Here is a 26,073-nt window from a genome sequence, read left to right as displayed (position 1 = left end):
TCATTCCCGCGAAAGCGGGAATCCACTTTGATCTTGAGCCTACGCTAAGAATGGATTCCCGCTTTCGCGGGAATGACGGCAGTGGTTGGTATGACAACAGGTCTGGAGCAATTTTGTGAGTGAAACGATTCTTCTCGACGGCAGCAGCCTGACGCGTGCGCAGCTGGTGGCGGTGGCACGGCAGGGTGCGTCGGTGGCGTTGGACCAGACGCAACTCAAGCGCGTGCAGCGTGCCGCCGATTTCCTCGCCGAGAAAGTCAGCTGCGGCGAACCGACCTACGGTGTCACCACCGGCTTTGGCAGCAACGCCGACAAGCTGCTCGGCGCGCATCGCGTGCGCGACGAGTTGCCGGGAGGGAATCCACACGCGCCCGAGGGCACGCTGCTGGAGGAACTGCAGCACAACCTGATCATCACCCACGCGGTATGCGTGGGCAAACCGTTCGGCGAGGACGTGGTGCGGGCGATGCTGCTGATCCGCATCAACACGCTGATGCGCGGGCACTCCGGCATTCGCGTGAGCACGCTCGAAGCGCTGGCGGCGATGCTCAACGCCGGCGTGGTGCCGGTGGTGCCGGAGAAAGGCTCGGTCGGCGCCAGCGGCGATCTGGCGCCGCTGTCGCATCTGGCGATCGTGTTGCTCGGCGGTGGCGAGGCGTTCTATCAGGGCGAGCGGATCAGCGGCGCCGAGGCGCTGAAGCGCGCCGGGCTCACGCCGATCCGGCTGTCGTTCAAGGAAGGCCTGGCGCTCAACAACGGCACCGCGCAGATGCTGGCGACTGCCGCACTGGCGCTGGACAAGCTGGAGCAACTGCTGGATACCGCCGACCTCGCCGCGGCGATGACGCTGGATGCCTTCGCCGGCCGCAGCGGCGCCTTGCGGGCCGAGGTGCATGCGCTGCGTCCGCACCCGGGCCAGGTGGAAACCGCTGCGCACGTGCGCGAACTGCTGGCCGGTTCGACTCTGCTCGATATTCCGTATCACTTGGTGCCGCGCTTCAAACCGTGGCGGGCCGAGGCGTGGAACGAAGCGGACGACCAGGCGCTCAGCTTCGACATCGGCTGGGACTGGGTGCCGGCGAACCAGCGCCACGGCCGCGAGACGTTCTACCGCCGCTTCCTGCCGTTCAAGGGCGGCAAGAAACACCAGCCGCAGGACGCCTACAGCCTGCGCTGCATGCCGCAGGTGCACGGCGCGGTGCGCGATGCCTGGGCGCAGGCGTGCCGGGTGATCGACATCGAGCTGAACTCGGTCACCGACAACCCGCTGATCTTCCCGGACAACGCCGACGCACAGTTCATCGAGGAGCAGGTGATCTCGGCCGGCCACTTCCACGGCATGCCGCTGGCGCTGGCGATGAGCTACGTGAAGGCGGCGATTCCGGTGCTCGCCTCGATCTCCGAGCGCCGGCTCAACAAGCTGGTCGATCCGGCCACGAATGACGGTTTGCCGGCCTTCCTCACCGGCAACGAGGATGGCACCGATTCCGGCTTCATGATCGTGCAATACACCGCCGCGGCGCTGGTCAACGACCTGGCCACGCGCGCGCATCCGGCCAGCGTGTATTCGGTGCCGACCAGCGCGAATGCCGAGGATCACGTCTCGATGGGCGCCAACGAGGCGCGCCACGTGCTGGAGATGATGGAGGACCTCGGCCACGTGCTGGCGCTGGAGCTGTACACCGCCGCGCAGGCGCTGGATTACCGCCAGGAAATGCTGAACGCGGCGCGGCGGCTGGCCAGTCGCGGCGGCTGGCAGGCGCTGGCGGCGAAAATCGCCAACGCGCCACGCGAAGACCAGCCGCACTACGAACAGTTCGTCGCCGAAGTGCAGCAATTCGCCGCAGCGCTGGCCAGTGCCGGCGATTTCCATGCCGGCGCCGCCGTGCGCGCCGCCCACGCGATCCTGCGCCGGCATATCGGCTTCATGCATCGCGACCGCGCGATGGACGGCGACGTGCGCACGGTCTGTGCGCTGGTGCAGCAGGGCGCACTTCGCCCGGCGGCGTGACTCATCCTTTTTGACGGAAGCCAAGACCATGAGCCTGATCCAGACCCCGGTGTCCTACGGCGAATTGATCGACAAGATCACCATCCTGGAAATCAAGTCACGGCGGATCGCCGACGCGGCCAAGCTGGCCAACGTGCGCAACGAGCTCGACCTGCTCAACGCGACCTGGGCCAATGACGCGGCTTCGCGCACCGACATTTCCGGCGAGCGTGCGCATTTGCTGGCGGTGAACGAGCTGCTGTGGGACATCGAGGACCGCATCCGCCTGAAGGAGCGCGCGCAGGCGTTCGATGCCGAGTTCATCGAGTTGGCGCGCTCGGTGTATTTCCGCAACGACGAACGCGCCGCGTTCAAGCGCGAGATCAACCTCAAGCTCGGCTCGCAGCTGGTCGAGGAAAAGTCGTACCAGGATTACCGCGCGGTCTGATGCACGTCTACAGCAGCCGCATGTCGCGCGCGGCGGCTTCATAGCGCTCGATCACCTCGTCGACGCCGATCAGGTCCATCACGCCGGGCTTCTCGATCTTGCTGCCCCACGGGATTTCGCTGGCCGGCTTGCCCAGGTATTTGCGTGCGGCCTCGTCGTACTTGTCCACGCACCAGCGGCGGTCGGAATACGGGCCGGAGCGGTGCGGGTTGCTCGCCGCGTGCAGGCCGAGCACGCGGGTGCCCACCGCGTTGGCCATGTGCATCGGGCCGGAGTCGGGTGTCAGCAGCAATTGCGCGCGGCCGAGCAAGGCCAGCAGTTTCTTCAGCGTGTCCTTGCCGGTGAGGTCGAGCGGTGGCGATTTGCATGCCGCCAGCACGGCATCGGCCATCTCGCGCTCGAAGGCGGACGGGCCGCCGACCAACGCCACGCGCCAGCCGCGGGAGGCGGCGTGGTCGATCACCGCGGCGTAACGCTCCGGCCGCCAGTTGCGCAGCGCGTGGCTGGAGGTGGGACTGACCAGCAAGGTCGGCGTGTCGCCGGGCAACTGCTCGGCGGCCCAGGCGTGTGCCTCGTCGGGGATCGGGATGTCCCAGCGTACCTGGGTCTGCTGCAACCCCAGCGGCTCGCAGAAGCTGCCGATCGCATCCAGCACGTGCTCGCCGGTGCGCGCCGGGATGCGTTCGTTGACCACCAGTCCGTGCAGGTCCTTCGCGCGGGCGCGGTCGTAGCCGATGCGTCGGTCGGCCTTGATGCCCAGGCTGAGCAGGTTCGAGCGCAGCGCCACCTGCATCTGCAGCAGCGCATCGAAACGCCGCCCGCGCAAGGCCGCATGCACGGCGCGCATGCCGGCCCAGCCGGCGGCCTTGTCGAAAGTGACGAACTCCACGCCGGGCAGGTCGCCGACCAGCTTGCGTTCCAGCTTGCCGACGATCCAGGTCAGCGAAGTTTGCGGCCACGCCTGCTGCAGTGTGCGCAGCAGCGGCACTACGTGGGTGACGTCGCCGATGGCGGAGGTGCGCAGCAGGCAGATCGAGGCAGCGGCAGTGATCGGGTTCGGGGTCATAGGGCCTGGGTTAGAATCGTGGGCAATCACTGGGCATGATGATGCAGGAACGAACCCACAAGGATGCCGAAGGCGCGATTCTGTTCGACGCCGAGGTGTCGCCACAAGTCGGACACGACTGGTTCGCGCCAGGCTACTGGCGCGAGCGCGGCGCATTGCGCACGCAGGCCGGTGGTCGCGGCGGCGTCGCGATCGTTGCCACGCCGGTGGGCGAATGCGTGCTGCGGCACTATCGTCGCGGTGGCCTGGTTGCCGCGCTGATGGGGGATCGGTATCTGTGGACCGGCGCCGATCGCACGCGTCCGTTCGCGGAATTTCGCCTGCTCGCCGAGATCGCCCGGCTGGAGTTGCCTGGTCCGGCGGTGGTGGCCGCGCGGTATGGCCGGCATGGCTTGTTCTACGCCGCCGACCTGATCACCCGCCGCATCGCCGACGCGCAGACGCTGGCCGAATGCCTGGCGGCGGGGCGGCTGGCTGGCGAGCTGGCGGAGGAGGTCGGGGCGCTGGTGGCGCGCTTTCATCGCGCCGGTGTCTGGCATGCCGACCTGAACGCACACAACGTGCTGGTGACGCCAGGCGCGCTGTACCTGATCGACTTCGACCGGGGCCGCATGCGCATACCGGCCACCGCCTGGCAGCGGGCGAACCTGCAGCGTCTGCGCCGGTCGCTGCTCAAGCTCGGCGCGGCCGCCGACGGCGAGGCGGCGTTCGAGAAAAATATCTGGCAGCCCCTGCTGTATCGCTACGGGCGTACGCTGACCCCATGAACTGGCATCTGCATTTTCTTGGCGTGGGCGCCGCGCACGCGGTGGAACTGGGTTCGTCGGCCGTGGTGCTGGAACGCGCCGGCGTACCGCTGCTGCTGGTCGACTGCGGGCCCGACACGCTCGACCGCTACATGGCGGCGTACGACGCGTTGCCGCCGGCCGTGTTCATCACGCATACCCACATGGATCACGTGGCCGGACTGGAGCAGTTGTTCATCCGGCTGTGGTTCGACCCGCACCTGCGTGGCACGACCCGGCTGTTTGCCCACGCCGCGCTGATTCCGTGGCTGCAGGCGCGCGTCGCCGACTATCCCGGCGCACTCGCCGAGGGCGGCGCGAATTTCTGGGAAGCGTTCCGACTGGTGCCGTGCACGCGTGGCTTCTGGCTGGACGGGTTGTGGTTCGACATATTCGCCACCCGCCACCACGTGCCCGGAACCTCGTACGGCTTGGCACTGGATGGCAGCTTCGCCTATACCGGCGACACCCGGCCGATCCCCGAAGTTCTGGCACGCTACGCCGGCGGCAGCGAGCTGGTCGCGCACGACTGCAGCTTGGTCGGCAACCCCTCGCATACCGGCATCGACGATATCGAACGCGAGTATCCCGATGCCTTGCGCGCCCGGCTGCTGCTGTACCACTACGGCAGCGGGGCGGACGGCACGGCGCTGGCCGCGCTCGGCTATCGCATCGCCAGTCCGGGCGAGCGTGTCGCCTTGCGCGCCCCGGTGGAACCGCGGGCCGACGCTGGCTGAATCGGCGCCTATTCGCTTGCCTGTATGGGGCCCTGCCGCTATTCTTACCGACTCTTTGATGGCTGGATTGCCGGCAAAGACAGTTTTATGCGGAGAGGTGTCCGAGTGGTTGAAGGAGCACGCCTGGAAAGTGTGTATAGGGTAAAACCTATCGCGGGTTCGACAAATTCGTCTGGAACGACAAGGACAGCCGCCAGAGAAGGTTCGAACGCCAGTGAGGGGTGAGGCTCATGATGAGCCAAACAATCCCGCTCGGTGGTCGTGGTGCGAAAAGTAAAGTTATGCGGAGAGGTGTCCGAGTGGTTGAAGGAGCACGCCTGGAAAGTGTGTATACGGTAAAACGTATCGCGGGTTCGAATCCCGCTCTCTCCGCCAGTTTCTGAACAAATGCGACAGCTTGAAGCTGGCGCAACAGCAAAATCAGCAAGCGTGCATCGCTTGACGTCCATGGTGGCCCCGTCGGTCCCCCCGCGACGATAGTTCGCAAACTCCGCCAGGTCCGGAAGGAAGCAACGGTAGCGAATGATTCGGGTGCCGGGGTGTGGCTGGCGGGGCCGCCGCCATTTTTGGGCACGCTTTACTGACTTACCTCCCGCGACTTGGCACAATCAACGTTCGCCCCAAGGTAGTCAGGCATGTCTTATCAGGTACTCGCCCGCAAGTGGCGTCCGCGCAAGTTCGCCGAACTGGTCGGGCAGGAACACGTGGTGCGCGCGCTCACCAATGCGCTCGACACCGGGCGCATGCACCATGCCTATCTGTTCACCGGCACCCGCGGCGTCGGCAAGACCACCATCGCGCGCATCTTCGCCAAGTCGCTGAACTGCGAGCGCGGGCAGTCGGCCGATCCCTGCGGCGAGTGTTCGGTGTGCACGGCGGTGGACGAGGGTCGCTTCGTCGATCTGCTGGAGATCGACGCGGCCAGCAACACCGGCGTGGACGACGTGCGCGAGGTGATCGAGAACGCGCAGTACGCGCCGTCGCGCGGCCGCTTCAAGGTGTACCTGGTCGACGAGGTGCACATGCTGTCGAAGAACGCGTTCAACGCGTTGCTGAAGACACTGGAAGAGCCGCCGCCGCACGTGAAGTTTCTGCTCGCCACCACCGACCCGCAGAAGCTGCCGGTGACGGTGCTGTCGCGCTGCCTGAAGTTCAACCTGAAGCGGCTGCTGCCGGACCAGATCGCCGGCCAGATGCGGCACATCCTGGCTGCCGAAAACATCGCCTACGACGACAGCGCGATCGGCGAGCTGGCCCGCGCGGCGGACGGCTCACTGCGCGATGGGCTGTCGCTGCTGGACCAGGCGATTGCCTATGGCGGCGGCGCGCTGCACGCCGACGACGTGCGCACGATGTTGGGCAGTGTCGCGCGCGGACAAGTGCTCGGCGTGCTCGACGCGCTGGCCGCCGGCGACGGCGAACGGCTGCTGGTCGAGTGCACGCAGATCGCCTCGTACTCGCCGGACTTCGGCGGCGTGCTGGACGACATCGCCAGCGTGCTGCACCGGCTGCAGCTGATCCAGCTGATTCCCGGTTATCGGCCGGAGGAAGACAGCGACGATGACGGCGCGCTGGTGGCACTGGCCGGGCGAGTGACGCCGGAAGACGTGCAGTTGTATTACCAGATTGCGACCTCGGGCCGGCGCGACCTGGCGCTGGCGCCGGACGCGCGTACCGGCTTCGAGATGGCGCTGCTGCGCATGCTGGCGTTCCAGCCAGGCGGTGGCACGCCGGCGACGGCAAGGGTCGAACGGCCGGCCGCAAGCGGTGCGTCGGCGGTACCGCCACGATCGGCGGCAGCGCGCCCCGCCGCCGTCTCCGAACGCCCGAAGGATTCCCCCTCGCCGCCGGCAGCGCGTGCGGAGCCGGAGGTGCGTCCGGTGCCTGCTCCCGCGGCAGCTCCGCTGGAGCGGGATGCCAGCGGCCTGCCGAACTGGGAGGCCCTGATCGAGCGTGCCGGTTTGCGCGGCCCGTTCGGTCTGCTGGCGCAGAACGCGGTATTGCGCGAGCGCGACGGGCAGACCCTGGTGCTGGCGCTGCAGCCGGCGCACATGAGCCTGGCGGTGGAGCCGATGGTGAGCCAGATGGAGGAGCGCATCGGCCAGGCGCTGGGCGAGCGCATCCGCCTGCGCTTCGTCAACAGCAGCCAGACTGCCGCCGCGCAGACCCCGGCGGCGCGTGCCGCGCAGGCGCGCGATGCGGCGCAGGCCGCGGCCGAGCAGGCGATCGAGGGCGATCCGCTGGTGCAGTCGCTGAAGCGCGAGTTTGGCGCGCGCGTGGTGCCGCAGTCCATCAAACCCTTTGACAGCGAATCCGGAGCAGTGTGATGAGAGGACAGATCGGCCAGCTGATGCAGCAGGCCCAGCGCATGCAGGAAGACATGAAGCGTGCGCAGGAGGAAATCGCGAAACTCGAAGTCACCGGCAGTGCCGGCGGCGGCCTGGTCAGCGTGGTGATGACCGGAGCGCACGAAGTGCGTCGCGTGCAGATCGACCGGCAGACCTTTGCCGACGACCCCGAGATGGCCGAGGACCTGGTCGCCGCCGCGATCAACGACGCGGTGAACAAGGTGGCCGAAGTCAGCAAGAACAGGCTCGGCGGCGTCACCGCCGGGATGAACCTGCCGGCCGGCTTCAAGATGCCGTTTTGAGCCGGGAATCGGGAGTAGGGAATCGGGAATGGTAAAAGCGGAGCGCGGCACCTCTATGTTCTTGATCCTGCGATTCCCCATTCCCGATTCCCCATTCCCGGACGTCCAATGAGCGGTTCTCCCCTCCTCGCCGACCTGATCGAAGCGCTGCGCTGCCTGCCCGGCGTGGGCGGCAAGAGTGCGCAGCGGATGGCCTTCCATCTGCTGGAGCGCGAGCGCGAGCGCGGGCTGAAGCTGGCCGCGGTGATGGAGCAGGCGATGCGGCGCATCGGCCGTTGCGAGCGCTGCCGCAACTTCAGCGAGGAGCCGCTGTGTTCGCTGTGTTCCAGCTCCAGCCGCGACCGCCAGGTGCTGTGCGTGGTGGAGTCGCCGACCGACTTGGCGGCGATCGAACAGGCTACCGGCTACCGCGGCCAGTACTTCGTGCTGATGGGCCGGCTGTCGCCGCTGGACGGGCTGGGCCCGGAGGAACTGGGCCTGGCGCAGTTGACCCAGCGCCTGGGCGAGGGCGAAATCGAGGAGCTGATCATCGCCACCAACCCCACCGTGGAAGGCGAGGCGACCGCGCACTACCTGGCCCAACTGGCCCGCGCCGGCGGCGTGCGGCCGACCCGGCTGGCGCACGGCGTACCGCTGGGCGGCGAGCTGGAATACGTCGACCGCAGCACGCTGGCGCACGCGTTCGGCGGGCGGCAACTGCTCGATTGAGCCATCACCCTCAGGAAACCGATCATGAGCGACACGATTTTCAGCAAGATTGTCCGCCGCGAAATTCCGGCCGACATCGTCTACGAGGACGACGAGGTGCTGGCGTTCCGCGACCTGAATCCGCAGGCGCCGGTGCACCTGCTGTTCATTCCGAAGCGGCCGCTGGCCACGCTCAACGACGCGACGGCGGGTGACGCCGAGCTGCTCGGCAAATTGCTGCTGGCTGCGGCGGCGTACGCGAAGCGGGAGGGTTTCGCCGAGCAGGGCTACCGCACGGTGATCAACGTCAACGAGGACGGCGGGCAGACCGTGTACCACCTGCACGTCCACCTGCTGGCGGGGCGCCGCATGCACTGGCCACCGGGCTGAGCACGGAGGCGCCGCATCCCGCACACGAAAACGCCGGCTTCGAGCCGGCGTTTTCGTGTGCGCTTACTTCTTCGGCGGGGGCGGCGGAGGCGGCCGCACCACGATCACCCGGTGGGGATAGTAGCCGCCGTAGTAGGGGTAACCGCCCCAGTACGGACCGAAGCCCGGGCCCCAGAACGGGTCATAGAAGCCCGGCGGGTAATTCACCATGATCGGACGCTTCGGCCACAGGTAGACCACGTCGGCCTCCACGCGCGGGTAGGCGTAGTCGAACTCGCCCACTTTCTGCGACACCGTGCCGTGCAGCGTGCCGGTGACGGTCAGCTCGCGGCCGCGCACGAACACTTCCGGATCGTAGAAGCCCTCGCGGCAGGCGACGAAGCGGCCCAGGTTCTCGCCGGTGTTGCCGGCTTTCGGGCGCGCCTGGCTGTCCAGCGGACGCGACAGCAGATAGAAACAGGTCTGCTGCGGACCCGGTTCGGTCTTGATGATCTCGCCACCCCAGCGCACGCGGGTGCCACCCGCACCGCCTTGCTGGGCGCTGGTGGTGGATACGTCGGTATAGGTGCCTTCCAGCGGTTTTGGAATCGTCGCGCACCCGGCCAGCAGGGCGAGCGCGGCGGCGAGGGTCAGTGGGCGGTACAGGGACATGGGGATCTCTCCATACATGGGCGACGGCCTGCGCCGTCGTGTCGGCTCTTATTTGACCACGTTGACGATACGGAAATCCCGCACGGCGTGCTGAAACGCGCGCAATGGTTCAGTCGGCGGTTCGTCATGGGCATAACGCAGTTCCAGGTAACTCCTCATCAAGCTTGCCAGTTCGTCGCGTTGACCCGGCAGCGCGCGGGCGGCGCGGCTCAGGTAATGCTGCGGGCCTTCGGCGGGGCGGCGCGCAATGCCCTTGCGCGCCAGCTTCCGCTCCAGCTCGCGCAGCGCGCCGCGCAACGGATCGCGCGGCTGCCGCCGCAACAAGGCCCACGCCAGCCCGATCGCGATGAACAGCACGCTGCTGATCGCCAGCAGCACGCCGAGCGTCGCCGTATCGGCGTCGCGGATACCGAACGGTGTCAGCAGGCCGCGCTGGCGTAGCGCATCGAAACCGATAACGCCTTGGTCCCACCAGCGGTTGACGATGTCCCAGCGATTGCGCAGGCCCTGCAGCCAGTCGTTGCGGTACCAGGACAACTGGTCGCCGGCGGCTGCGGCCGCGCCCAGCGAAACCCGTTCCGGGCGCACCGCACCGGTGGGGTCGACGCGCACCCAGCCGCGTCCGGCCAGCCATACTTCGCTCCACGCATGCGCGTCGGAATAGCGCACCAGCAGGTAGTTGCCGTACTTGTTCCAGTAGCCGCCCTGGTAACCGGTGACCACCCGCGCCGGGATGCCGGCGGCGCGCATCAGCACGGTGAACGCCGACGAATAGTGTTCGCAGAAACCTTCGTGGGTGTCGAACAGGAAGTCGTCCACCGAGTTGCGCCCCAGCGGCGCCGGCGCCAGCGTGTAGCGGAAGCCGCCATCGTGGAACAGGCCCAGCGCCGCCTGCACGATCGCGGCATCGTCGCTGCCGTAGCGCTGCCGCCATTGCGCGGCCAGTGCGTGCGTGCGCGGGTTGAAATCCGCCGGCAGGCGCAGGCCGAGCCGGCGCGAGCGCTCGTCCAGATCAGGCTGCAGCCGGTACTGCAGCGCCGAGCGTGCGGCGTAGTTGAGCTGGTCGTTGACCGGCTTGTCGGCCATCACCTCGCGGTCGGCTTGCAGGGTGGCCTGCGCCGGCGCTTGCAGCGGTACGTCCAGCATCGGCAGCACGCGTCGCCGGGTGGGTTGCAGGCTGATCTGGTAGCGGATCGAGCTGGCGACCTCGAGCGGCGCCGGCTGTCGTGGCGGGGCGTATCGCGGATCGAGATGGCGCCAGCTGCGGCCGTCGAAATTCCACATCACGTAGGCGCGGAAATAGCGCCGATCCGGTGGCGGCGGCGTGCCGTCGAAGCTGACCCGCATCGCCGGATGATCGTCGGTGAGCAGGTCGGTGAAATTGCCCGGCGTCATGCTGTCGCCGAGGCCGGTGCGTGCCTGGTCCTGGGAAGGGGCGCCCCACAACGGCGAACTCAGTCGCGGCACCAGCAGGAAGGCCAGCAGGGCCAGCGGCAGGGCCGCCGCCGACAGCGCCAAGCCAGGCAGCAAGGCGCGCGGCAGGCTGGTCGGCAGCTGGCCCGGTTCCAGCGCGCGCAAGGTGGCCAGCGCCGGCAGCAGGCCCAGCGCGACCACCACGGTGGCGATCAGGCCCTGATCGAACAGCAGCGCGGCCATCAGCGCGAAGCAGGCGAAGCTGATGCCGACGCGGACGTCGCGCGCGGCCTCGGTTTCCAGCAGCTTCAGGATCAGCAGGCCGACTGCCAGCGCCGCCCCGGGTTCGCGGCCGAAGATGTTGCCGTACTGCACGATCACCGCCAGCGTCAGCAGAACCAGCAACGGCAACTTGAGCCAGCGCGGCACCCGCCCGGCCTGGCGCCGTCGCTGCCACCAGCGCCAGCCGAGGATCAGCGCCAGCGCGATGCCGAGCCACCACGGCAGGTGCGGCGAATGCAGGCCCAGCACCAGCGCCATGGTCAGGCTGAGCAGATCGAACGCGCGGGCGTCGATCGGCCGCTCGCTCGGTGATTTTGGCCGTGGTGGCGTCATGGCAGTTGCGCCAGTGCGCTCATGCAATGCGCGTAGTGCAGCGGCCCGCTGCCGCCTGGAATTTCGTTGCCGGGCAGCCACAGGCTGTAATGGCCACGCTGAGCCTGCGCCTCGTTCAACCAGCGCGCCAGCCGGGCGATGCGTGCCTCGTTGTCCAGTCCGCCCAGCCGGCGCCAGTCCAACTGCCATTGCGGGCGACTTTGCGGCTGCTCGAAATCCTTCACCAGCAGGTGTTCGTGGCGGGCGCTGGCTTTCCAGGCGATATGTCGTTGCGGATCGCCGGCGCGATAGTCGCGCAACGCGGCCAGTTCGTCGCCGCGATGCAGACGCATGTGGCGGGCGTCGTCGGCGGGGGCGTGCGGCTGCGGCCCGGCCAGTTCCGCACGCGGCCACACCAGTACCGACTGTTCGGGGTGCAGCCAGCTCCATGCGCGGAACAGGCCCAGCGGCCAGCTGGTCCATACCCGTATCCGCGGCAGCGGCTGCCAGCCGCGCTGCGCGGTGGGCAGGGCCAGCTTCACCTGGGCGCTGGCGCGACCGTCGAGCGCGAAGGCGAGGGTGCGGTCGCCGAGGTCGACGCGGATGGCGTTGCGTGGGCGCCGGGAGTCGAACGCCAGGGTGAGTTCGAGGGGTTGGCCGGCGACCGCATGGCCGGCGCGGATATGACCCAGGCGCAAGCCGTCGAGGCTGCGGAACGCCACCAGCATGCTGGCGGCGCTGGCCGCGCCGAGCAGGCAGGTGAGCAGCAGGGCGGCGTTGTTGGCGTAGTTCAGCGCGCCGACCAGCATCACCAGCAGCAGGACGGAGAAGCCGAGGCCGAAGCCGGTCGGCACGATATAGATGCGTCGCCGATGCAATTCGATCGGCAGGCTTTCCGGGCGGCGGTAGCGGGTGAGTGCGGGCAGCCGGTGCTCGGCCCATCGTTGCAGGCGCTGCAGCAGATCGCGCATCAATCCACCGCCACCTCGGCCAGCAGCTGCCGCGCCAGCATGTCGCCGTTGGCGCCGCGCGTCGGCAGCAGGCGATGCGCGGCCAGCGGCACGAACAGCGCCTGGATGTCTTCCGGCAGCACGTGGCCACGGCCGCTGAGCAGTGCCCACGCGCGCGCCGCCGCGAGCAGCGCCAGGCCGGCACGCGGCGACAGGCCCACGCGGATGTCGGCGTGGCGTCGGCTGGCGGCGAGCAGGGCCTGCAGGTAGTCGAGCAGGGCGGTGCTGGCGGTGATCGCCTGCGCCTGCCGGTGCAGCGCGAGCAATGCTGCGCTGTCGAGTTGCGGCATCAGCTGGGCCAGCAGGTCGCGGCGGTCGCTGCCGGTGAGCAGGGCGCGTTCGGCCGTGGCATCCGGGTAGTCCAGCGACAGCCGCAGCATGAAGCGGTCGAGCTGCGAGTCGGGCAGCGGGAAGGTGCCGTTGAGATCCAGCGGATTCTGCGTGGCGACCACGAAGAACGGCTGTGCCAGCGTATGCGTCTGGCCGTCCACGGTGACCTGGCCCTCGGCCATCGCCTCCAGCAGCGCGCTCTGCGTCTTCGGGCTGGCGCGGTTGATCTCGTCGGCCAGCAGCAGGCCGGTGAAGATCGGGCCGGGGTGGAAGCGGAACTGGCCGGTCTCGCGCTCGTACACGCTGACTCCGATGATGTCCGACGGCAGCAGGTCGCTGGTGAACTGCACGCGCTGGAACTCCAGCGCGAAGGTGGCCGCCAGCGCGTGCGCCAGGGTGGTCTTGCCCACGCCGGGCACGTCCTCCAGCAGCAGATGGCCGCCGGCGATCAAGCAGGTAAAGGCGAGCTTCACCTGGCGCGGCTTGCCCAGCAGCACGCGATTGACCTGGGCCATCGCGGCATCCAGTCGCTGCTGCAGGGGTTCGTCGTGGGGCTGGGTGATGGCGGACATGGTGCAGGGTTCTTCGCTCAAGGTGGGTCAAGGGGCAGTGTAGCCGGCGCTCAGGGCAGCACGACGCCGGCTTCGCGCAACAGCCGCGCCAGCGCGATCAGCGGCAGGCCGATCAGCGCGCTGGGGTCGGAGTTGTCGATCGCCTCGAACAGGCTGATGCCGAGGCCTTCGCACTTGAAGCTGCCAGCGCAGTCCAGTGGCTGTTCGCGTTCGACGTAGCGGGCGATTTCCGCTGCATCCAGCACGCGGAAGCGCACGCGGGTGTGATCGACGTGGGTATGCCGACGGCCGTTGCGGGTGTCGAGCAGGCACAGCGCGGTATGGAAGTGCACCTCGCGACCGGAGCTGGCGGCGAGCTGGGCGCGGGCGCGTTCGGTGGTGCCGGGCTTGTCGAGGATCAGGCCGTCGAGCTCGGCGACCTGGTCGGAGCCGATCACCAGGGCATCCGGATAGTCGCGCGCGACCGCTGCGGCCTTGGCGATCGCCAGGCGCAGGGCGCGCGCCGCGGGTGCCTCGTTCGGCAACGGGGTTTCGTCGGTTCCGGGTGCGGCCTGTTCGAAGTCCGCGAGCAGCCGGCGCAGCAGTTCGGCGCGGTAGCGCGAAGTCGAACCCAGCACGATGCGCGGCGGTTGGCGAGTCGGGATCATGTATCCGACTCGCGCCGAATGTGTTCGCGCATCGCGCTGTTCAGGTCGGTCTGGGCCTGGTCGAGGGCTTTCAGCAGGGGTTGCAGGCGGTCGCGGGCGCTGCGCATCGACGCGGCGGCCTCGTCCAGTTCGTGCTGGCTGGCGTGCGGCGAACGGTCGCGGATCCACAAACGCTGCTGCAACAGCGCGCGCAGGCCGGCGTCGATCGCGTGCTGGGCGTCCTGTTCGCTGGCGGCGGGCAAGTCGGGGTTGAGCGACATCACCGCATGCGCCTGCTGCAGGCCGCTGCGGCAGGTCTTCAGGTCGGTCTCCAGCCGGTCGGCCAGATCGAGCAGGGTCTTGAGGCTGCTGCCGCGCAGTGTCTGGCGCCGGCGCAACAGCAGGGCTGTGCCCACCAGGGCAATCAGCAGCGCCAGCAATACGGCAGTGCCGAGCGTCAGATAAGCGTTCAAGGGCGGTGGCTCAGGCGACAGGGAGATTCAGTCTGCCGCATCGGGGCCGGATCAGGCAAAATAAGCGGCCGCCAGCGCGAGGCGAGGCCGCTCCGGCGTCGTGCCGGTTGACTTCGGGCGGCTTCGAACCTAACATTTCGCGATTATGTCCGTGACACTGCCAGAGTCCGTGGACGCTTGGCGCATGGTCTCGGCGCGGCGTTCGTTCGAGGGAACGCTACCCATCGCGACCATGTCCCGCCTGTGCGAGATGCTGGCAAGTGCCGATGGGCTGCTGCAGTTCGAGCTGGATTTCGGACGCGACGAGCTGGGTATCAGCTACGTCGACGTTCGCGCCCGGGCGTCGCTGAGCCTGGTCTGCCAACGCACGCTGGAACCGTTTGTGCTGCCGGTCGCGGTGGATACCCGGCTTGGCCTGATCAGGCAGGAACGCGATGAGGCTGGCTTGCCGCCTGATTGCGAGCCGCTGTTGGTGGCCGAGGATGGCCGGTTGAATCCGGCGGATGTGATAGAAGACGAATTGCTGTTGGCGCTGCCGCTGATTCCGGTCAATCCGGACAGCAGCCTGCCCGACGAAGTGACAGGCCACGACCCGGACTCTGCCGGCAAGGGGCACTCCGAAAGTCCGTTCGCGGTGTTGCGCGAACTGAAGAAGTAACCGCCGACCCGGGTCATCCGACCCGGGTCATGACGCCACAGATCATCAAGTTTCAGTTGGAGAACTACCATGGCAGTTGCCAAGAGCCGCCGTACCCCGTCCACCCGCGGCATGCGTCGTGCGCACGACGCGCTGAAGACCGTGCAGCTGTCCACCGATCCGACCAGTGGCGAAGTGCACCTGCGCCATCACGTCACCAAGGACGGCTACTATCGCGGCAAGAAAGTGATCGAGACCAAGAGCGCGGTGTCGGTCGAGGATTGACCGGTTTCGCGGAACCCCGCGGGGTTCCCGGACTTCGGTCAGGCGAGACGGCGCGGCGACGCGCCGTTTTGCGTTGACGGACACACTGAATGCCGCGTGGGACGGTTGCGCTGGCGCCGCCCAGGGCGTTCAATCCTTCGTTTACGTTGATGGACAGCTGAATGGCCCAGATCTACTCCCGCATCATCGCCACCGGCAGTGCGTTGCCCGAGCGCGTGGTAACCAACGCCGACCTGGAAAAGATCGTCGACACCAGTGACGAGTGGATCCGCACCCGCACCGGTATCCGCCAGCGCCACATCGCCGCCGACGGCGAGACCACCGGCGACCTGGCGTTTCTTGCCGCGCAGCGTGCGCTGGAAGCGGCGGGCGTCAAGGCGTCCGAACTCGATCTGATCATCCTCGGCACGACCACGCCGGATATCATCTTCCCGTCCACCGCCTGCCTGGTGCAGCATCGGCTCGGCGCGAACGGCTGCGCCGCGTTCGACGTCAATGCGGCGTGCTCGGGCTTCGTCTATGCGCTGGGCATTGCCGACAAGTTCATCCGCAGCGGGCAGTCGAAGAAGGTGCTGGTGATCGGTGCCGAGACGCTGACCCGGATGGTCGACTGGACCGAACGCGAAAGCTGCGTGCTGTTTGGCGACGGCGCCGGCGCGGTGGTGCTGGAGGCGTCCGCCGAGCCGGGCATCTACGCCACTTGCCTGCATGCCGACGGCGGCTACAAGCACCTGCTGTACAACCCGGTCGGCGTGTCGGCGGGTTTCAAGGACGAGCCGAACCACGGCGTGCGCATCAACATGGCCGGCCGCGAAGTGTTCAAGGTCGCGGTGAAGACGCTCGACGCGCTGGTCGGCGAGACCCTGCAGGCCGCCGGCATGGACGAGACGCAGATCGACTGGCTGATCCCGCACCAGGCCAACCTGCGCATCATCGAGGCGACCGCCAAGCGGCTGAACATGTCGATGGAGCGGGTCATCGTGACCGTCGACAAGCATGCCAACACCTCGTCCGGTTCGGTGCCGCTGGCGCTGGATTACGCGGTGCGTTCGGGCAAGGTGCAGCGTGGCCAGAACCTGCTGTTGGAAGCGTTCGGCGGCGGCTTCACCTGGGCCTCGGCGCTGCTGCGTTACTGAACCGCCACACGTTCGAAGCGTTCTCCGCGATGCCGCCCACCCGGGCGGCATCGTGCTTTGTGTCCCGAAAAACGGTGAATACAGCTGCGTATGGGCGGTGATGCTGGCACCATGGCGGTTTTCGTCGACGGGATCTGCGCATCCATGAGTTCCACTTCCGCTTCGCTCGCTTTCGTTTTTCCCGGCCAGGGCTCGCAGTCGGTCGGCATGCTGGCCGAGCTGGCCGCCGCGCATGCCGAGGTGCAAGCCACGTTCGAGGAGGCCTCGCAAGGCGCCGGCGTCGATCTGTGGAAGCTGAGCGCGCAGGGCCCGGAAGATCAGCTCAACCGCACCGAGAACACCCAGCCGGCGCTGCTGGCCGCCAGCGTGGCGGTGTGGCGGGTGTGGCAGAAGCTGGGCGGCGCGCGGCCGGCGCAGCTGTCCGGCCACAGCTTGGGCGAGTACAGCGCACTGGTCTGCGCCGGCGCGCTGTCGCTGCATGACGCGGCGGCGCTGGTGGCCGAGCGCGGCCGGCTGATGCAGGCGGCGGTGCCGGCCGGCGTGGGCGCGATGGCGGCGATCCTCGGCGGCGACGACGCGCAGATCGCGCAGGTGTGCGAGGACGTGGCGCAGGGCCAGGTGGTGGCGCCGGCCAACTTCAATTCGCCGGGGCAGCTGGTGATCGCCGGCAACGCCGAGGCGGTCGATCGCGCGCTGGCGAAACTGGCCGAACTGGGTGTGAAGAAGGCGATCAAGCTGGCCGTGTCGGTGCCGTCACATTGCGCGCTGATGCGCGGGGCGGCCGACCGCCTGGGCGAGCGGATGGCCACGATCGACTGGCGGCAACCGTCGATTCCGGTGATCCAGAACGCCGACGCGCGCAGCCATGGCACGGTCGAGGAGATCCGCGGCGCGCTGCAACGCCAGCTGTACCTGCCGGTGCGCTGGACCGAGTGCGTGCAGGCGCTGGCCGCCGGCGGCGCCGTACGCATCGCCGAATGCGGTCCGGGCAAGGTACTGGCCGGTCTGATCAAGCGCATCGACAAGAGCATCGAGGCACGTGCCATCGGCACCCCGACCGAACTCGACGCTGCTCGCGCCGAGTGGGCGTGAGCGCAACCCCGATTCCCGATTCAGCAAGGAACGATTCAAATGAGCAAACCACTGCAAGGTGAAATCGCGCTGGTCACCGGCGCCAGCCGCGGCATCGGCGCGGCGATCGCGGACGAGCTGGCGGCGATGGGCGCCACCGTGATCGGCACCGCCACCAGCGAGAACGGCGCCGCCGCGATCGGCGAGCGGCTGGCCGCGCATGGCGGCCACGGTCGCGTGCTGAACGTCACCGACGGCGCGGGGGTCGACGGGCTGATCGACGGCATCGCGAAGGAATTCGGCGCGGTCTCGATCCTGGTCAACAACGCCGGCATCACCCGCGACCAGTTGCTGATGCGCATGAAGGACGAGGACTGGCAGGCGATCATCGACACCAACCTCACCTCGGTCTACCGCACGTCCAAGGCGGTGATGCGCGGCATGATGAAGGCGAAGAAGGGCCGCATCATCTCGATCGCCTCGGTGATCGGGCTCACCGGCAATCCGGGGCAGTCCAATTACGCCGCGGCCAAGGCCGGCATCATCGCGTTCTCCAAGTCGCTGGCGCGCGAGATCGGCAGTCGCGGGATCACCGTCAACGTGGTGGCACCGGGTTTCATCGACACCGACATGACCCGCGCCCTGCCGGAAGAATCGAAACAGGCGCTGCTCGGCCAGATCGCGCTGGGGCGGCTGGGCGAGGCGACGGACATCGCCAAGGCGGTGGGTTTCCTGGCCTCGCCGGCGGCGGCCTACATCACCGGGGAAACCATGCACGTCAACGGCGGCATGTACATGCCGTAGGACATGTGGACGCAGTTGTCGCCAGCGGCCCCGTTTTAGGCGACAATTGCGCTTTCGCGCCGGTCATCGGGGGCCGCGCCCTCGTGTCACCGGCGAATCGTGGCGGCCTAGCGGTTTAGCCACTACAATGCGCCGGCCTTTTGCAGGCCTTACGCCGGCACAAACAAATCAATTACTCCTTGAGAGGTATGGGCAACATGAGCACCATCGAAGAGCGCGTCAAGAAAATCGTCATCGAGCAGTTGGGCGTGAAGGAAGATGAAGTCACGGCGAACGCTTCGTTCGTGGACGATCTGGGCGCAGATTCGCTGGACACGGTGGAACTGGTGATGGCGCTCGAAGAAGAGTTCGAGACCGAGATTCCCGACGAAGATGCCGAGAAGATCACCACCGTGCAGCAGGCCGTTGATTACATCAAGGCCCACTCCAAGGATTGATCGATCCGGGATTGATCGCCGCGCATTTGGACTGGCACGCGCCCGCTGGCCAGTCCAGTTACATGCGGCGATACCGAACGCTGCGCCATCTTGGCGCAGTTTTCGTTTCTGTTTGTTGTAACGTCCGACCCCGTATGGTGGGCAGGATGCCTGCCAGGCTCGACCGGGCGACGTCCCCACGACCCGTACGAGGTGGCTGCCGGCAGCGGCAGATCCACGCAATCACGTAAGGAACATCAGCATGAGCAAGCGACGTGTGGTAGTGACCGGCATGGGCATCATCTCGCCGGTCGGCAACGACATCGCCAGCGCCTGGGAGCGTGTCCTCAAGGGCGTCAGCGGCATCGGCCCGGTCACCCATTTCGACACCTCCGCTTATTCCACGCGTATCGCCGGCCAGGTCAGCGGCTTCGATCCGGCCGAGTGGATGCCGCTCAAGGACGTCAAGAAGATGGACCCGTTCATCCACTACGGCGTGGCGGCGGGCACCCAGGCCTTGCGTGATTCCGGGCTGGAAGTGACCGAGGCGAACGCGCCGCGCATCGGCGTGGCGGTCGGCGCCGGCATCGGCGGCCTGTACACGATCGAGGCGACCACGCTGGAACTGGCGGCGAAAGGCCCGCGCAGGGTCTCGCCGTTCTACGTGCCCAGCTCGATCATCAACATGGTTTCGGGCCAGTTGTCGATCATGTTCGGGCTGAAGGGCCCGAACATCGCCTGCGTCACCGCCTGCACCACCGGCGCGCACAACATCGGCCTGGCCGCGCGGATGATCCAGTACGGCGATGCCGACGCGATGATCGCCGGCGGCGCCGAGTTCGCCACCACCGGTACCGCGATGGCCGGCTTCTGCTCGGCCAAGGCGATGTCCACCCGCAACGACGAGCCGACCAAGGCCAGCCGTCCGTGGGACAAGGACCGCGACGGCTTCGTGCTGTCCGACGGCGCCGGCGTGCTGATGCTGGAAGAGTACGAACACGCCAAGGCCCGCGGTGCGCGCATCTACGCCGAGCTGGTCGGCTTCGGCATGAGCGGCGACGCGTTCCACATGACCGCGCCGAGCGAGGGCGGCGAAGGCGCGGCGCGCTGCATCCAGACCGCACTGAACGATGCCGGCCTCAATCCGACCGACGTGCAGTACATCAATGCGCACGGCACCTCCACGCCGCTGGGCGACCTGGGCGAGGTGATGGCGGCGAAGAAGGTGTTCGGCGATCACGCCTACAAGCTGGCGATGAGCTCGACCAAGTCGACCACCGGTCACCTGCTCGGTGCGGCCGGCGGCGTCGAGGCGATCTTCAGCATCCTGGCGCTGCGCGATCAGGTACTGCCGCCGACGATCAACCTGGACGAGCCGGGCGAAGGCTGCGACCTGGACTTCGTGCCGCATACCGCGCGCGAGGCGAAGGTCGACGTGGCGATCTCCAACTCGTTCGGCTTCGGCGGCACCAACGGCACGCTGGCATTCCGCCGCGTCTGACCGATCGCTCGGCGTGACTTGCCATCGCCGTATCCTGGACGGCCGGCGCGACTTGCTCGCGCCGGCCGCTGCTTTTCCCCAGCGTTATCCGTGCCTGCTGGAAAGCGTGGTGCACGGCACCGCGCAATCACGCTACGACATCCTGTTCGCGTTCCCGCGCGAGCGGCTGACCCTGCACGCCGACGGCTGCCTGCGCGATGACGCGGGTGTGGTACGGGAAGGGCGTTTCCTCGATGCACTGGATGCCGCCTGGCAGGCCGAGCGCCTGCCGCCGGAAAGCGACGGGCTGCCGTTCCACGGCGGCTGGGTGCTGCTGTTGGCGTACGAACTGGCCGGCGAGATCGAACCGACGCTGAAACTGCGGCCACCGCCGACACTGCCGCTGGCGCTGGCCGTGCGCTGTCCGGCCGCGGCGATCGTCGACCACGTGCGCGATTGCACGATCCTGGTCGCCGAGGCCGGCCACGAGGATCTGCTTGATGTGCTGGAAGCCGATCTTGCGGCCGCGTCGCCGATTCCGCCGCTGGCCGCCCCGACCGCTTGGGACGAGGATGCGCCGCAGCGGTTCCTCGATGGCGTGGCGCGCATCCACGAGCATCTCTACGCCGGCGACATCTTCCAGGTGAACCTGTCGCGTGCCTGGCGGGCGCGCTACGCGCAACCGCCCGTGCCGGCGTCGCTGTATGCGGTGCTGCGCCAGGCCAATCCGGCGCCGTTCGCCGGCCTGCTGCAACAGCCGGGCTGGGCGGTGGTGAGCTCCTCGCCGGAGCGGCTGGTCGAGGTGCGCGGTGGCGTGGCGCAGACTAGGCCGATCGCCGGCACGCGCCCGCGCCTGCCCGGCGATGACGAGCTGGCGCGCATCCGCGAACTGAGTGCACATCCGAAAGAACGTGCCGAGCATGTGATGCTGATCGACCTGGAGCGCAACGACCTCGGTCGCGTCTGCATGCCGGGCTCGGTCGAAGTCGACGAGCTGATGGCGGTGGAGAGTTACGCCCACGTTCACCACATCGTCTCCAATGTACGCGGGCGCCTGCGCGCCGACGTGACGCCCGGCGAGGTGATCGCCGCCACCTTCCCGGGCGGCACCATCACCGGCTGCCCCAAGGTGCGCTGCATGGAAATCATCGCCGCGCTGGAAGACGCTCCGCGTGGCGCGTATACCGGCGCGCTGGGCTATCTCGATCGCAACGGTGAGCTCGACTTGAACATCCTGATCCGCACCCTGACCCTGGCCGGCGATGAAGTGAGCCTGCGCGCGGGTGCCGGCATCGTGGCCGACTCGGTGGCTGCCAACGAACTGGACGAGACCCGCGCCAAGGCGCGCGGCCTGCTGCGCGCGCTGGGAGTGCCGGACTGATGACGGCGCGCATGCTGGTCAACGGCGTGGCGGCGGCGCAGGTGTCGGCGCTGGATCGTGGCCTGGCCTATGGCGACGGCCTGTTCGAGAGCATCCGTCTGGTCGGCACGGTGGCGCCGCTGTGGTCGCGCCATATGCAGCGGCTGACCGAAGGTTGCGCGCGCCTGCAGATACCGGCACCCGATCCGGTGCAGCTGTGGCGCGAGGCGCTGGATGTCAGCCGGGGCATGCCGCAGTCGGTGCTGCGCATCACCGTCACCCGCGGCCTGGGTGAACGCGGCTACGCCTTGCCGGCCTCGCCGCAACCGACGCGAGTGGTGGCTGCGTTCACGCCACCGACGGTTGCTGCCGAGGTCTATGCGCAAGGCGTGCGCATGCGCGTGTGCGATATTCGTCTGGCGGAACAGCCGCTGCTGGCCGGTATCAAGCACCTGAACCGGCTGGAGCAGGTGCTCGCGCGCGCCGAATGGAACGATCCGGCGATTGCCGAAGGCGTGCTGCTCGATAGCCACGGGCGGGTGATTTCGGCGACCATGGCCAATCTGTTTTCGGTGGTCGACGGCGAACTGCTGACGCCGTCGCTGGACCGCTGCGGCGTGGCCGGGGTAGCCCGTGCCGAAGTGCTGGCGGCGTATCCGCAGGCGCGGGTCGGTGAGCTGACGCTGGATACACTGCTGGGTGCCGGCGAGGTCTTCCTCAGTTCGAGCGTGCGCGGCATCCTGCCGGTACGTTCGCTGGATGGCCGCAGCTACGCGCCGGGCGCGACGACCCGTCGGTTGCAGCAACATTGGCGGGACTTGGGATTTTCGATGGAGCAGGACGGATGAGCGACAAACCGATGCGCGGGCGCGCATGGCCACGGATGCTGTTGCTGATCGCGCTGTTGGCATCAGTCGGCGCGCTGGTCTATGGCTGGAACGACTTTGCCCGCTTCAGCACGGCCCCGCTGAACGTGGCGACGCAGGGCGACAGCATCGACATCAGTCGCGGCAGCAGCTTCAAGGGCATCGTCGGCGAGTTGCGCCAACGCGGGTTCAGCACGGCCAACCCGCTGTACTGGCGCCTGCTGGCCGAGCAGATGCACGTGGCCGGCAAGCTGCATGCCGGCGAATACGCGCTGGAGCCCGGCATCACCCCGCGCCAGCTGCTCGCGAACATGGCGGCCGGCCGGGTGTTGCAGCGCAATTTCACCATCGTCGACGGCTGGACCTTCGGCGAGTTGCGCCAGGCGCTGGCCAGGGCCGAGAAGTTGAACCACGACAGTGCCGCGCTGGACGATGCCGCGGTCATGCAGAAGATCGGCGCCGGCGGCGAAGCGCCGGAAGGTCGTTTCCTGCCCGAAACCTACGCCTATGTGAAGGGTGACAGCGACCTGGACATCCTCCGGCGCGCGCATGCCGCGATGGTGAAGACGCTCGACGAGCTGTGGGCGGGACGCGCGCAGGGCCTGCCGCTGGCCACGCCGTACGAGGCACTGATCCTGGCCTCGATCGTGGAGAAGGAAACCGGCATTCCGGCGGAGCGCGCGCAGATCGCCGGCGTGTTCGTGCGGCGCCTCGAGGAACACATGCTGCTGCAGACCGACCCCAGCGTGATCTACGGCATGGGCGCGAACTACGCCGGCAATATCCGCCGCAGCGACCTGACCACCGACACGCCGTACAACACCTATACCCGGCCCGGCCTGCCGCCGACGCCGATCGCATTGCCGGGCAAGCCGGCGCTGGTGGCGGCGCTGCACCCGGCTGCCGGCGACGCGCTGTATTTCGTGGCGCGCGGCGACGGCGGCCACGTGTTCGCCCGTACGCTGGAGGAACACAATCGCAACGTCGACTGCTACCAGCGGAAGCGTTGCCGATGACGGCCCCGCGCGGAAAATTCATCAGCCTCGAAGGCGGCGAGGGCGCCGGCAAGAGCACCTTGCTGACCGGCTTGCGCGAGCACGTCGAACGGCGCGGCATCGCGCTGGTGCAGACGCGCGAACCCGGCGGTACCGCCGTGGGCGAAGCGGTGCGCGCGATCGTGCTCGATCCGGCCCTGCATGGGCTGGCTGCCGAGACCGAGCTGCTGCTGATGTTCGCCTCGCGCGCGCAGCTGGTACGCGAAGTGATCGAGCCGGCCTTGAGTGCGGGCCAGTGGGTGCTGTGCGATCGCTTTGCCGACGCCAGCTATGCCTACCAGGGCGGCGGTCGCGGCCAGCCGACGCCGCGCATCGCGGAACTGGAACGCTGGGCCTGTGCCGGCGTGAAGCCCGACCTGACCTTGCTGCTCGACCTGCCGGTGGCGACCGGCCGTGCGCGCGCGGCCGGCCGCGGCGACGCCGACCGCATCGAGGTCGAGGCCGATGCCTTTTTCGAACGTGTGCGCGCGAGTTATCGCGAGCGTGCTGTGGCCGAGCCGGAGCGTTTCCGGGTGATCGACGCCAGCCAGTCGCCGGCTGCCGTCCTGCAGGCTGCGACACAGGCGTTGGCGGCCCTGCTGGGAGAAGCACAGGCATGAACGGATTGCCCGGGCACGCCGAACATTGGGCGCGGCTGCAGGCGCGCCGGCAGCGCGATGCGCTGCCGCATGCCTTGCTGTTGTGCGGCGCTGCGGGCCTGGGCAAGCGCGCGTTCGCGCGGCGCTTCGTGCAGGGGCTGCTGTGCGCCGAGCCGATCGGTGGCGATGCCTGCGGGCACTGCCGCAGCTGTCTGCTGCTCGCCGCCGGTTCGCACCCGGATGTAGTCGCGCTGGGCTTCGGCCTGCGCAAGGACGGCGTGCAGCGCAGCGAGATCGTAGTCGACCAGATCCGCGAACTGTCGGCGCGGCTGGCCATGAACAGCCAGTTCGGCGGCTGGCAGGTGGCAACCATCGACCCGGCCGACGCAATGAATCCCGCCGCCGCCAACGCATTGCTGAAGACGCTGGAGGAACCGGCCGCGCAGACCATGCTGATCCTGCTGGCCGACGCCCCGTGGCGCCTGCCGCAGACCATTCGCAGCCGCTGCCAGCGGATCGAGTTCCATCTGCCGGCCAGCGCCGACGCGCTGACCTGGCTGCAGGTCGAAGGCGTGCGCGATGCGGCGGGCGCGCTTGCCGCGGCCGGCGGCAATCCCGGCCTGGCCAGGGCCTGGGCCGGGGAAGGCGCGCTGGAGCGGCGGCAGGAAGTGCGCAAGGACCTGGCCGCGCTGGCCGCCGGTCGCGGCCAGCCGACCGAAGTGGTCAAGCGCTGGCTGGACAGCGAACCGGCGCAGCGGCTGTGGTTTGCCGCCCAGGCCACCGCCGACGAGATCAAGGCGCGCTCGGCAGCCGGCCACGGGCCGCTGGCCAGCGCGATGGACGTCGAGGCGCTGGGCCACTGGTACGACGCGGCCAATCGCACCCGCGAGGGTTTGCGCGGCCCGTTGCGTGCCGACCTGCTGCTGCTGGAACTGCTGGCGCAGTGGCGATGAGCGGAACCGGTGCCCGCTCATCGCCGACCGCGGCGAACGGGTTGCCGGCATTTTCCGCGCAGACCCGCCTGCTGGTGGTGGCGCCGCACCCGGATGACGAGACCATCGCGACCGGCCTGCTGATCCAGCAGGTGCGGGCGGCCGGCGGCGAGGTGCGGATCCTGCTGCTGACCGAAGGCGACAACAACCCGTGGCCGCAGCGCTGGCTGGAACGGCGCGTGCGCATCCGCGTTGCCGATCGCCAGCGCTGGGGACAGCGCCGCCATGCGGAGATGCTGCAGGCGCTGCAGTGTCTGGGCGTGCCGGCGCAGGCGCTGCAGCCGCTGGGTTGGCCGGACATGGGCGTCACCGATCAGCTGCTGCAGTCGTGCGGCGCCTCGGTATCGGCGTTGGCCGCGGCGATCGGCCAGTTCGGCCCCAGCCTGGTGGTGGCACCGGCGCTGGCCGACCGCCATCCCGACCACGCTGCGGCGCATGTGCTGGTGCGCCTGGCGCTGGCGGAGCAGGCCGATCCGCCGCCACTGTTGAACTACCTCGTGCATGGTCGCGCCGGCGACGGCGATTCCCGGGAAATCCATGGCACGGCGGCGCAATCGGCGTGCAAGCGCGCCGCGCTGGCTGAACATCGCAGCCAGATGGCGTTGAGCGGCAAGCGCATGCTGCGCCTGGCTGCCCGCCCCGAACGTCCTGCCGGATTGGCGTCGCCGCTGGCGGCTCTGCCGTGGCAGCCGCCGGTCTGGCTGCGGCCCTGGTTGCGGCTCAGCGTGGCCGGTCCGGCGGGCACGCACAGCTGGCGTTGGCGCGACGCGCCGCTGCGGCGCGACCCGTCCGGCCGGTTGCACTTGTCGGTGCCGGTGGGGAGTCCGTGTTTCGTGCGGCTGGCGCTGACCTTGCGCTCGCCGTGGATTTTCGACCACTGGGGCTGGTGCGAGCTGTCGGGTCCTTCCGGCGGCACTGCGGCGGGTCTTGCGCAGGCCGATTGACCGGACTAGCTTCGCGCCAGGGGGAGA

Annotated in this window: 28 protein-coding genes, 1 tRNA gene and 1 other RNA gene; 23 read left to right on the top strand and 7 right to left on the bottom strand. The window is 68.4% G+C overall.

Translation table 11 applies throughout. The annotated features are described in order from the left end of the window. Nucleotides 1–115 precede the first annotated feature (115 nt). Nucleotides 116–2,011, top strand: coding sequence for an aromatic amino acid ammonia-lyase (locus ASG75_RS04485; protein WP_056386095.1), 1,896 nt, complete (start codon nucleotides 116–118; stop codon nucleotides 2,009–2,011). Nucleotides 2,012–2,039: 28 nt separating this feature from the next. Continuing rightward, nucleotides 2,040–2,438, top strand: a complete 399-nt coding sequence (locus ASG75_RS04480; RefSeq protein ID WP_056386094.1) for a DUF6165 family protein — start codon at nucleotides 2,040–2,042, stop codon at nucleotides 2,436–2,438. Between the two features lie 7 nt (nucleotides 2,439–2,445). Here the strand turns inward: ASG75_RS04480 and ASG75_RS04475 are convergent, their stop codons facing one another. Then, nucleotides 2,446–3,489: a glycosyltransferase family 9 protein gene (locus ASG75_RS04475; RefSeq protein ID WP_056387023.1), complete on the bottom strand. Its 1,044-nt coding sequence runs from the start codon at nucleotides 3,487–3,489 to the stop codon at nucleotides 2,446–2,448. Nucleotides 3,490–3,539: 50 nt separating this feature from the next. On the opposite strand from ASG75_RS04475, the gene ASG75_RS04470 reads away from it, so the two are divergent. The 8 genes from ASG75_RS04470 (at nucleotide 3,540) to ASG75_RS04440 (ending at nucleotide 8,753) form a co-directional block, all read left to right on the top strand. Next, nucleotides 3,540–4,271, top strand: a complete 732-nt coding sequence (locus ASG75_RS04470; RefSeq protein ID WP_056386092.1) for a 3-deoxy-D-manno-octulosonic acid kinase — start codon at nucleotides 3,540–3,542, stop codon at nucleotides 4,269–4,271. After that, complete coding sequence (locus ASG75_RS04465; RefSeq protein ID WP_056386089.1) at nucleotides 4,268–5,026, top strand: MBL fold metallo-hydrolase; 759 nt, start codon at nucleotides 4,268–4,270, stop codon at nucleotides 5,024–5,026. Before ASG75_RS04470 ends, ASG75_RS04465 begins: the two co-directional genes overlap by 4 nt. Nucleotides 5,027–5,311: 285 nt before the next feature. Then, a tRNA-Ser gene (locus ASG75_RS04460) sits at nucleotides 5,312–5,401 on the top strand. Between the two features lie 82 nt (nucleotides 5,402–5,483). Then, an RNA gene (gene ffs / locus ASG75_RS15885) (signal recognition particle sRNA small type) lies at nucleotides 5,484–5,580 on the top strand. A gap of 81 nt (nucleotides 5,581–5,661) precedes the next feature. Beyond that, entirely contained in the window at nucleotides 5,662–7,353 is a 1,692-nt protein-coding gene (gene dnaX / locus ASG75_RS04455; protein WP_056386087.1) for a DNA polymerase III subunit gamma/tau, read from the top strand. Beyond that, nucleotides 7,353–7,676, top strand: coding sequence for a YbaB/EbfC family nucleoid-associated protein (locus ASG75_RS04450; protein WP_056386085.1), 324 nt, complete (start codon nucleotides 7,353–7,355; stop codon nucleotides 7,674–7,676). The genes dnaX and ASG75_RS04450 overlap by 1 nt, the downstream gene beginning before the upstream one ends. A gap of 108 nt (nucleotides 7,677–7,784) precedes the next feature. After that, entirely contained in the window at nucleotides 7,785–8,384 is a 600-nt protein-coding gene (recR, locus tag ASG75_RS04445) for a recombination mediator RecR (protein ID WP_056386082.1), read from the top strand. Between the two features lie 24 nt (nucleotides 8,385–8,408). Continuing rightward, complete coding sequence (locus ASG75_RS04440) at nucleotides 8,409–8,753, top strand: histidine triad nucleotide-binding protein (protein ID WP_056386080.1); 345 nt, start codon at nucleotides 8,409–8,411, stop codon at nucleotides 8,751–8,753. A 63-nt stretch (nucleotides 8,754–8,816) separates the two neighbouring features. On the opposite strand, the gene ASG75_RS04435 is transcribed toward ASG75_RS04440, so the two are convergent. Genes ASG75_RS04435 through ASG75_RS04410 form a run of 6 tightly spaced genes read right to left on the bottom strand, consistent with a single transcriptional unit; the run spans nucleotide 8,817 to nucleotide 14,422 of the window. After that, nucleotides 8,817–9,404, bottom strand: a complete 588-nt coding sequence (locus ASG75_RS04435) for a Slp family lipoprotein (RefSeq protein WP_056386078.1) — start codon at nucleotides 9,402–9,404, stop codon at nucleotides 8,817–8,819. Between the two features lie 48 nt (nucleotides 9,405–9,452). Then, nucleotides 9,453–11,432, bottom strand: coding sequence for a DUF3488 and transglutaminase-like domain-containing protein (locus ASG75_RS04430; RefSeq protein ID WP_056386076.1), 1,980 nt, complete (start codon nucleotides 11,430–11,432; stop codon nucleotides 9,453–9,455). Then, nucleotides 11,429–12,382 (bottom strand): DUF58 domain-containing protein, encoded by a 954-nt coding sequence (locus tag ASG75_RS04425; RefSeq protein WP_056387021.1) that lies wholly within the window; start codon nucleotides 12,380–12,382, stop codon nucleotides 11,429–11,431. Before ASG75_RS04425 ends, ASG75_RS04430 begins: the two co-directional genes overlap by 4 nt. Continuing rightward, on the bottom strand, nucleotides 12,382–13,323 hold the full coding sequence (locus tag ASG75_RS04420; protein WP_056386074.1) for a MoxR family ATPase: 942 nt from the start codon (nucleotides 13,321–13,323) through the stop codon (nucleotides 12,382–12,384). The genes ASG75_RS04425 and ASG75_RS04420 overlap by 1 nt, the downstream gene beginning before the upstream one ends. Nucleotides 13,324–13,373: 50 nt before the next feature. After that, nucleotides 13,374–13,970 (bottom strand): Maf family nucleotide pyrophosphatase, encoded by a 597-nt coding sequence (locus tag ASG75_RS04415; RefSeq protein ID WP_056386072.1) that lies wholly within the window; start codon nucleotides 13,968–13,970, stop codon nucleotides 13,374–13,376. After that, the gene (locus ASG75_RS04410; RefSeq protein WP_056386069.1) at nucleotides 13,967–14,422 is read right to left on the bottom strand and encodes a hypothetical protein; all 456 of its coding nucleotides are present in this window, start codon (nucleotides 14,420–14,422) and stop codon (nucleotides 13,967–13,969) included. The genes ASG75_RS04415 and ASG75_RS04410 overlap by 4 nt, the downstream gene beginning before the upstream one ends. Before the next feature lie 184 nt (nucleotides 14,423–14,606). On the opposite strand from ASG75_RS04410, the gene ASG75_RS04405 reads away from it, so the two are divergent. The 13 genes from ASG75_RS04405 (at nucleotide 14,607) to ASG75_RS04345 (ending at nucleotide 26,046) form a co-directional block, all read left to right on the top strand. Then, complete coding sequence (locus ASG75_RS04405; RefSeq protein ID WP_056386067.1) at nucleotides 14,607–15,080, top strand: YceD family protein; 474 nt, start codon at nucleotides 14,607–14,609, stop codon at nucleotides 15,078–15,080. Between the two features lie 69 nt (nucleotides 15,081–15,149). Beyond that, nucleotides 15,150–15,344 carry a 50S ribosomal protein L32 gene (gene rpmF, locus ASG75_RS04400; RefSeq protein WP_056386066.1) on the top strand — a complete coding sequence of 65 codons (195 nt, stop codon included), beginning with the start codon at nucleotides 15,150–15,152 and terminating at the stop codon, nucleotides 15,342–15,344. A 161-nt stretch (nucleotides 15,345–15,505) separates the two neighbouring features. Next, the gene (locus tag ASG75_RS04395; RefSeq protein WP_056386063.1) at nucleotides 15,506–16,480 is read left to right on the top strand and encodes a beta-ketoacyl-ACP synthase III; all 975 of its coding nucleotides are present in this window, start codon (nucleotides 15,506–15,508) and stop codon (nucleotides 16,478–16,480) included. Nucleotides 16,481–16,624: 144 nt separating this feature from the next. Beyond that, nucleotides 16,625–17,572 (top strand): ACP S-malonyltransferase, encoded by a 948-nt coding sequence (gene fabD / locus ASG75_RS04390; RefSeq protein WP_056387018.1) that lies wholly within the window; start codon nucleotides 16,625–16,627, stop codon nucleotides 17,570–17,572. A gap of 39 nt (nucleotides 17,573–17,611) precedes the next feature. Further along, nucleotides 17,612–18,355: a 3-oxoacyl-ACP reductase FabG gene (gene fabG / locus ASG75_RS04385; protein WP_056386061.1), complete on the top strand. Its 744-nt coding sequence runs from the start codon at nucleotides 17,612–17,614 to the stop codon at nucleotides 18,353–18,355. 197 nt (nucleotides 18,356–18,552) lie between these two features. Next, on the top strand, nucleotides 18,553–18,792 hold the full coding sequence (gene acpP / locus ASG75_RS04380) for an acyl carrier protein (protein ID WP_007805185.1): 240 nt from the start codon (nucleotides 18,553–18,555) through the stop codon (nucleotides 18,790–18,792). A gap of 241 nt (nucleotides 18,793–19,033) precedes the next feature. After that, a complete protein-coding gene (gene fabF, locus ASG75_RS04375; RefSeq protein ID WP_056386059.1) occupies nucleotides 19,034–20,272 on the top strand; it encodes a beta-ketoacyl-ACP synthase II in 1,239 nt (412 codons plus the stop codon). A 13-nt stretch (nucleotides 20,273–20,285) separates the two neighbouring features. Continuing rightward, nucleotides 20,286–21,632, top strand: a complete 1,347-nt coding sequence (locus ASG75_RS04370; RefSeq protein ID WP_056386058.1) for an aminodeoxychorismate synthase component I — start codon at nucleotides 20,286–20,288, stop codon at nucleotides 21,630–21,632. Then, nucleotides 21,632–22,459, top strand: a complete 828-nt coding sequence (pabC, locus tag ASG75_RS04365) for an aminodeoxychorismate lyase (protein ID WP_056386056.1) — start codon at nucleotides 21,632–21,634, stop codon at nucleotides 22,457–22,459. The genes ASG75_RS04370 and pabC overlap by 1 nt, the downstream gene beginning before the upstream one ends. Then, entirely contained in the window at nucleotides 22,456–23,493 is a 1,038-nt protein-coding gene (gene mltG, locus ASG75_RS04360) for an endolytic transglycosylase MltG (RefSeq protein WP_056386054.1), read from the top strand. Before pabC ends, mltG begins: the two co-directional genes overlap by 4 nt. Then, nucleotides 23,490–24,131 (top strand): dTMP kinase, encoded by a 642-nt coding sequence (gene tmk, locus ASG75_RS04355; RefSeq protein ID WP_056386053.1) that lies wholly within the window; start codon nucleotides 23,490–23,492, stop codon nucleotides 24,129–24,131. The genes mltG and tmk overlap by 4 nt, the downstream gene beginning before the upstream one ends. Then, nucleotides 24,128–25,063: a DNA polymerase III subunit delta' gene (holB, locus tag ASG75_RS04350; RefSeq protein WP_056386051.1), complete on the top strand. Its 936-nt coding sequence runs from the start codon at nucleotides 24,128–24,130 to the stop codon at nucleotides 25,061–25,063. Before tmk ends, holB begins: the two co-directional genes overlap by 4 nt. Then, on the top strand, nucleotides 25,054–26,046 hold the full coding sequence (locus tag ASG75_RS04345) for a PIG-L family deacetylase (protein WP_056386049.1): 993 nt from the start codon (nucleotides 25,054–25,056) through the stop codon (nucleotides 26,044–26,046). Before holB ends, ASG75_RS04345 begins: the two co-directional genes overlap by 10 nt. The last annotated feature ends 27 nt before the right edge of the window (nucleotides 26,047–26,073 follow it).

Origin of the sequence: Rhodanobacter sp. Soil772 (genome assembly GCF_001428385.1) — a bacterium.
In the GTDB taxonomy this organism is placed as follows: Bacteria; Pseudomonadota; Gammaproteobacteria; order Xanthomonadales; family Rhodanobacteraceae; genus Rhodanobacter.
The sequence above is the reverse complement of the archived record's forward strand: the minus strand, read 5'-3'. Positions and strand labels throughout refer to the sequence as shown.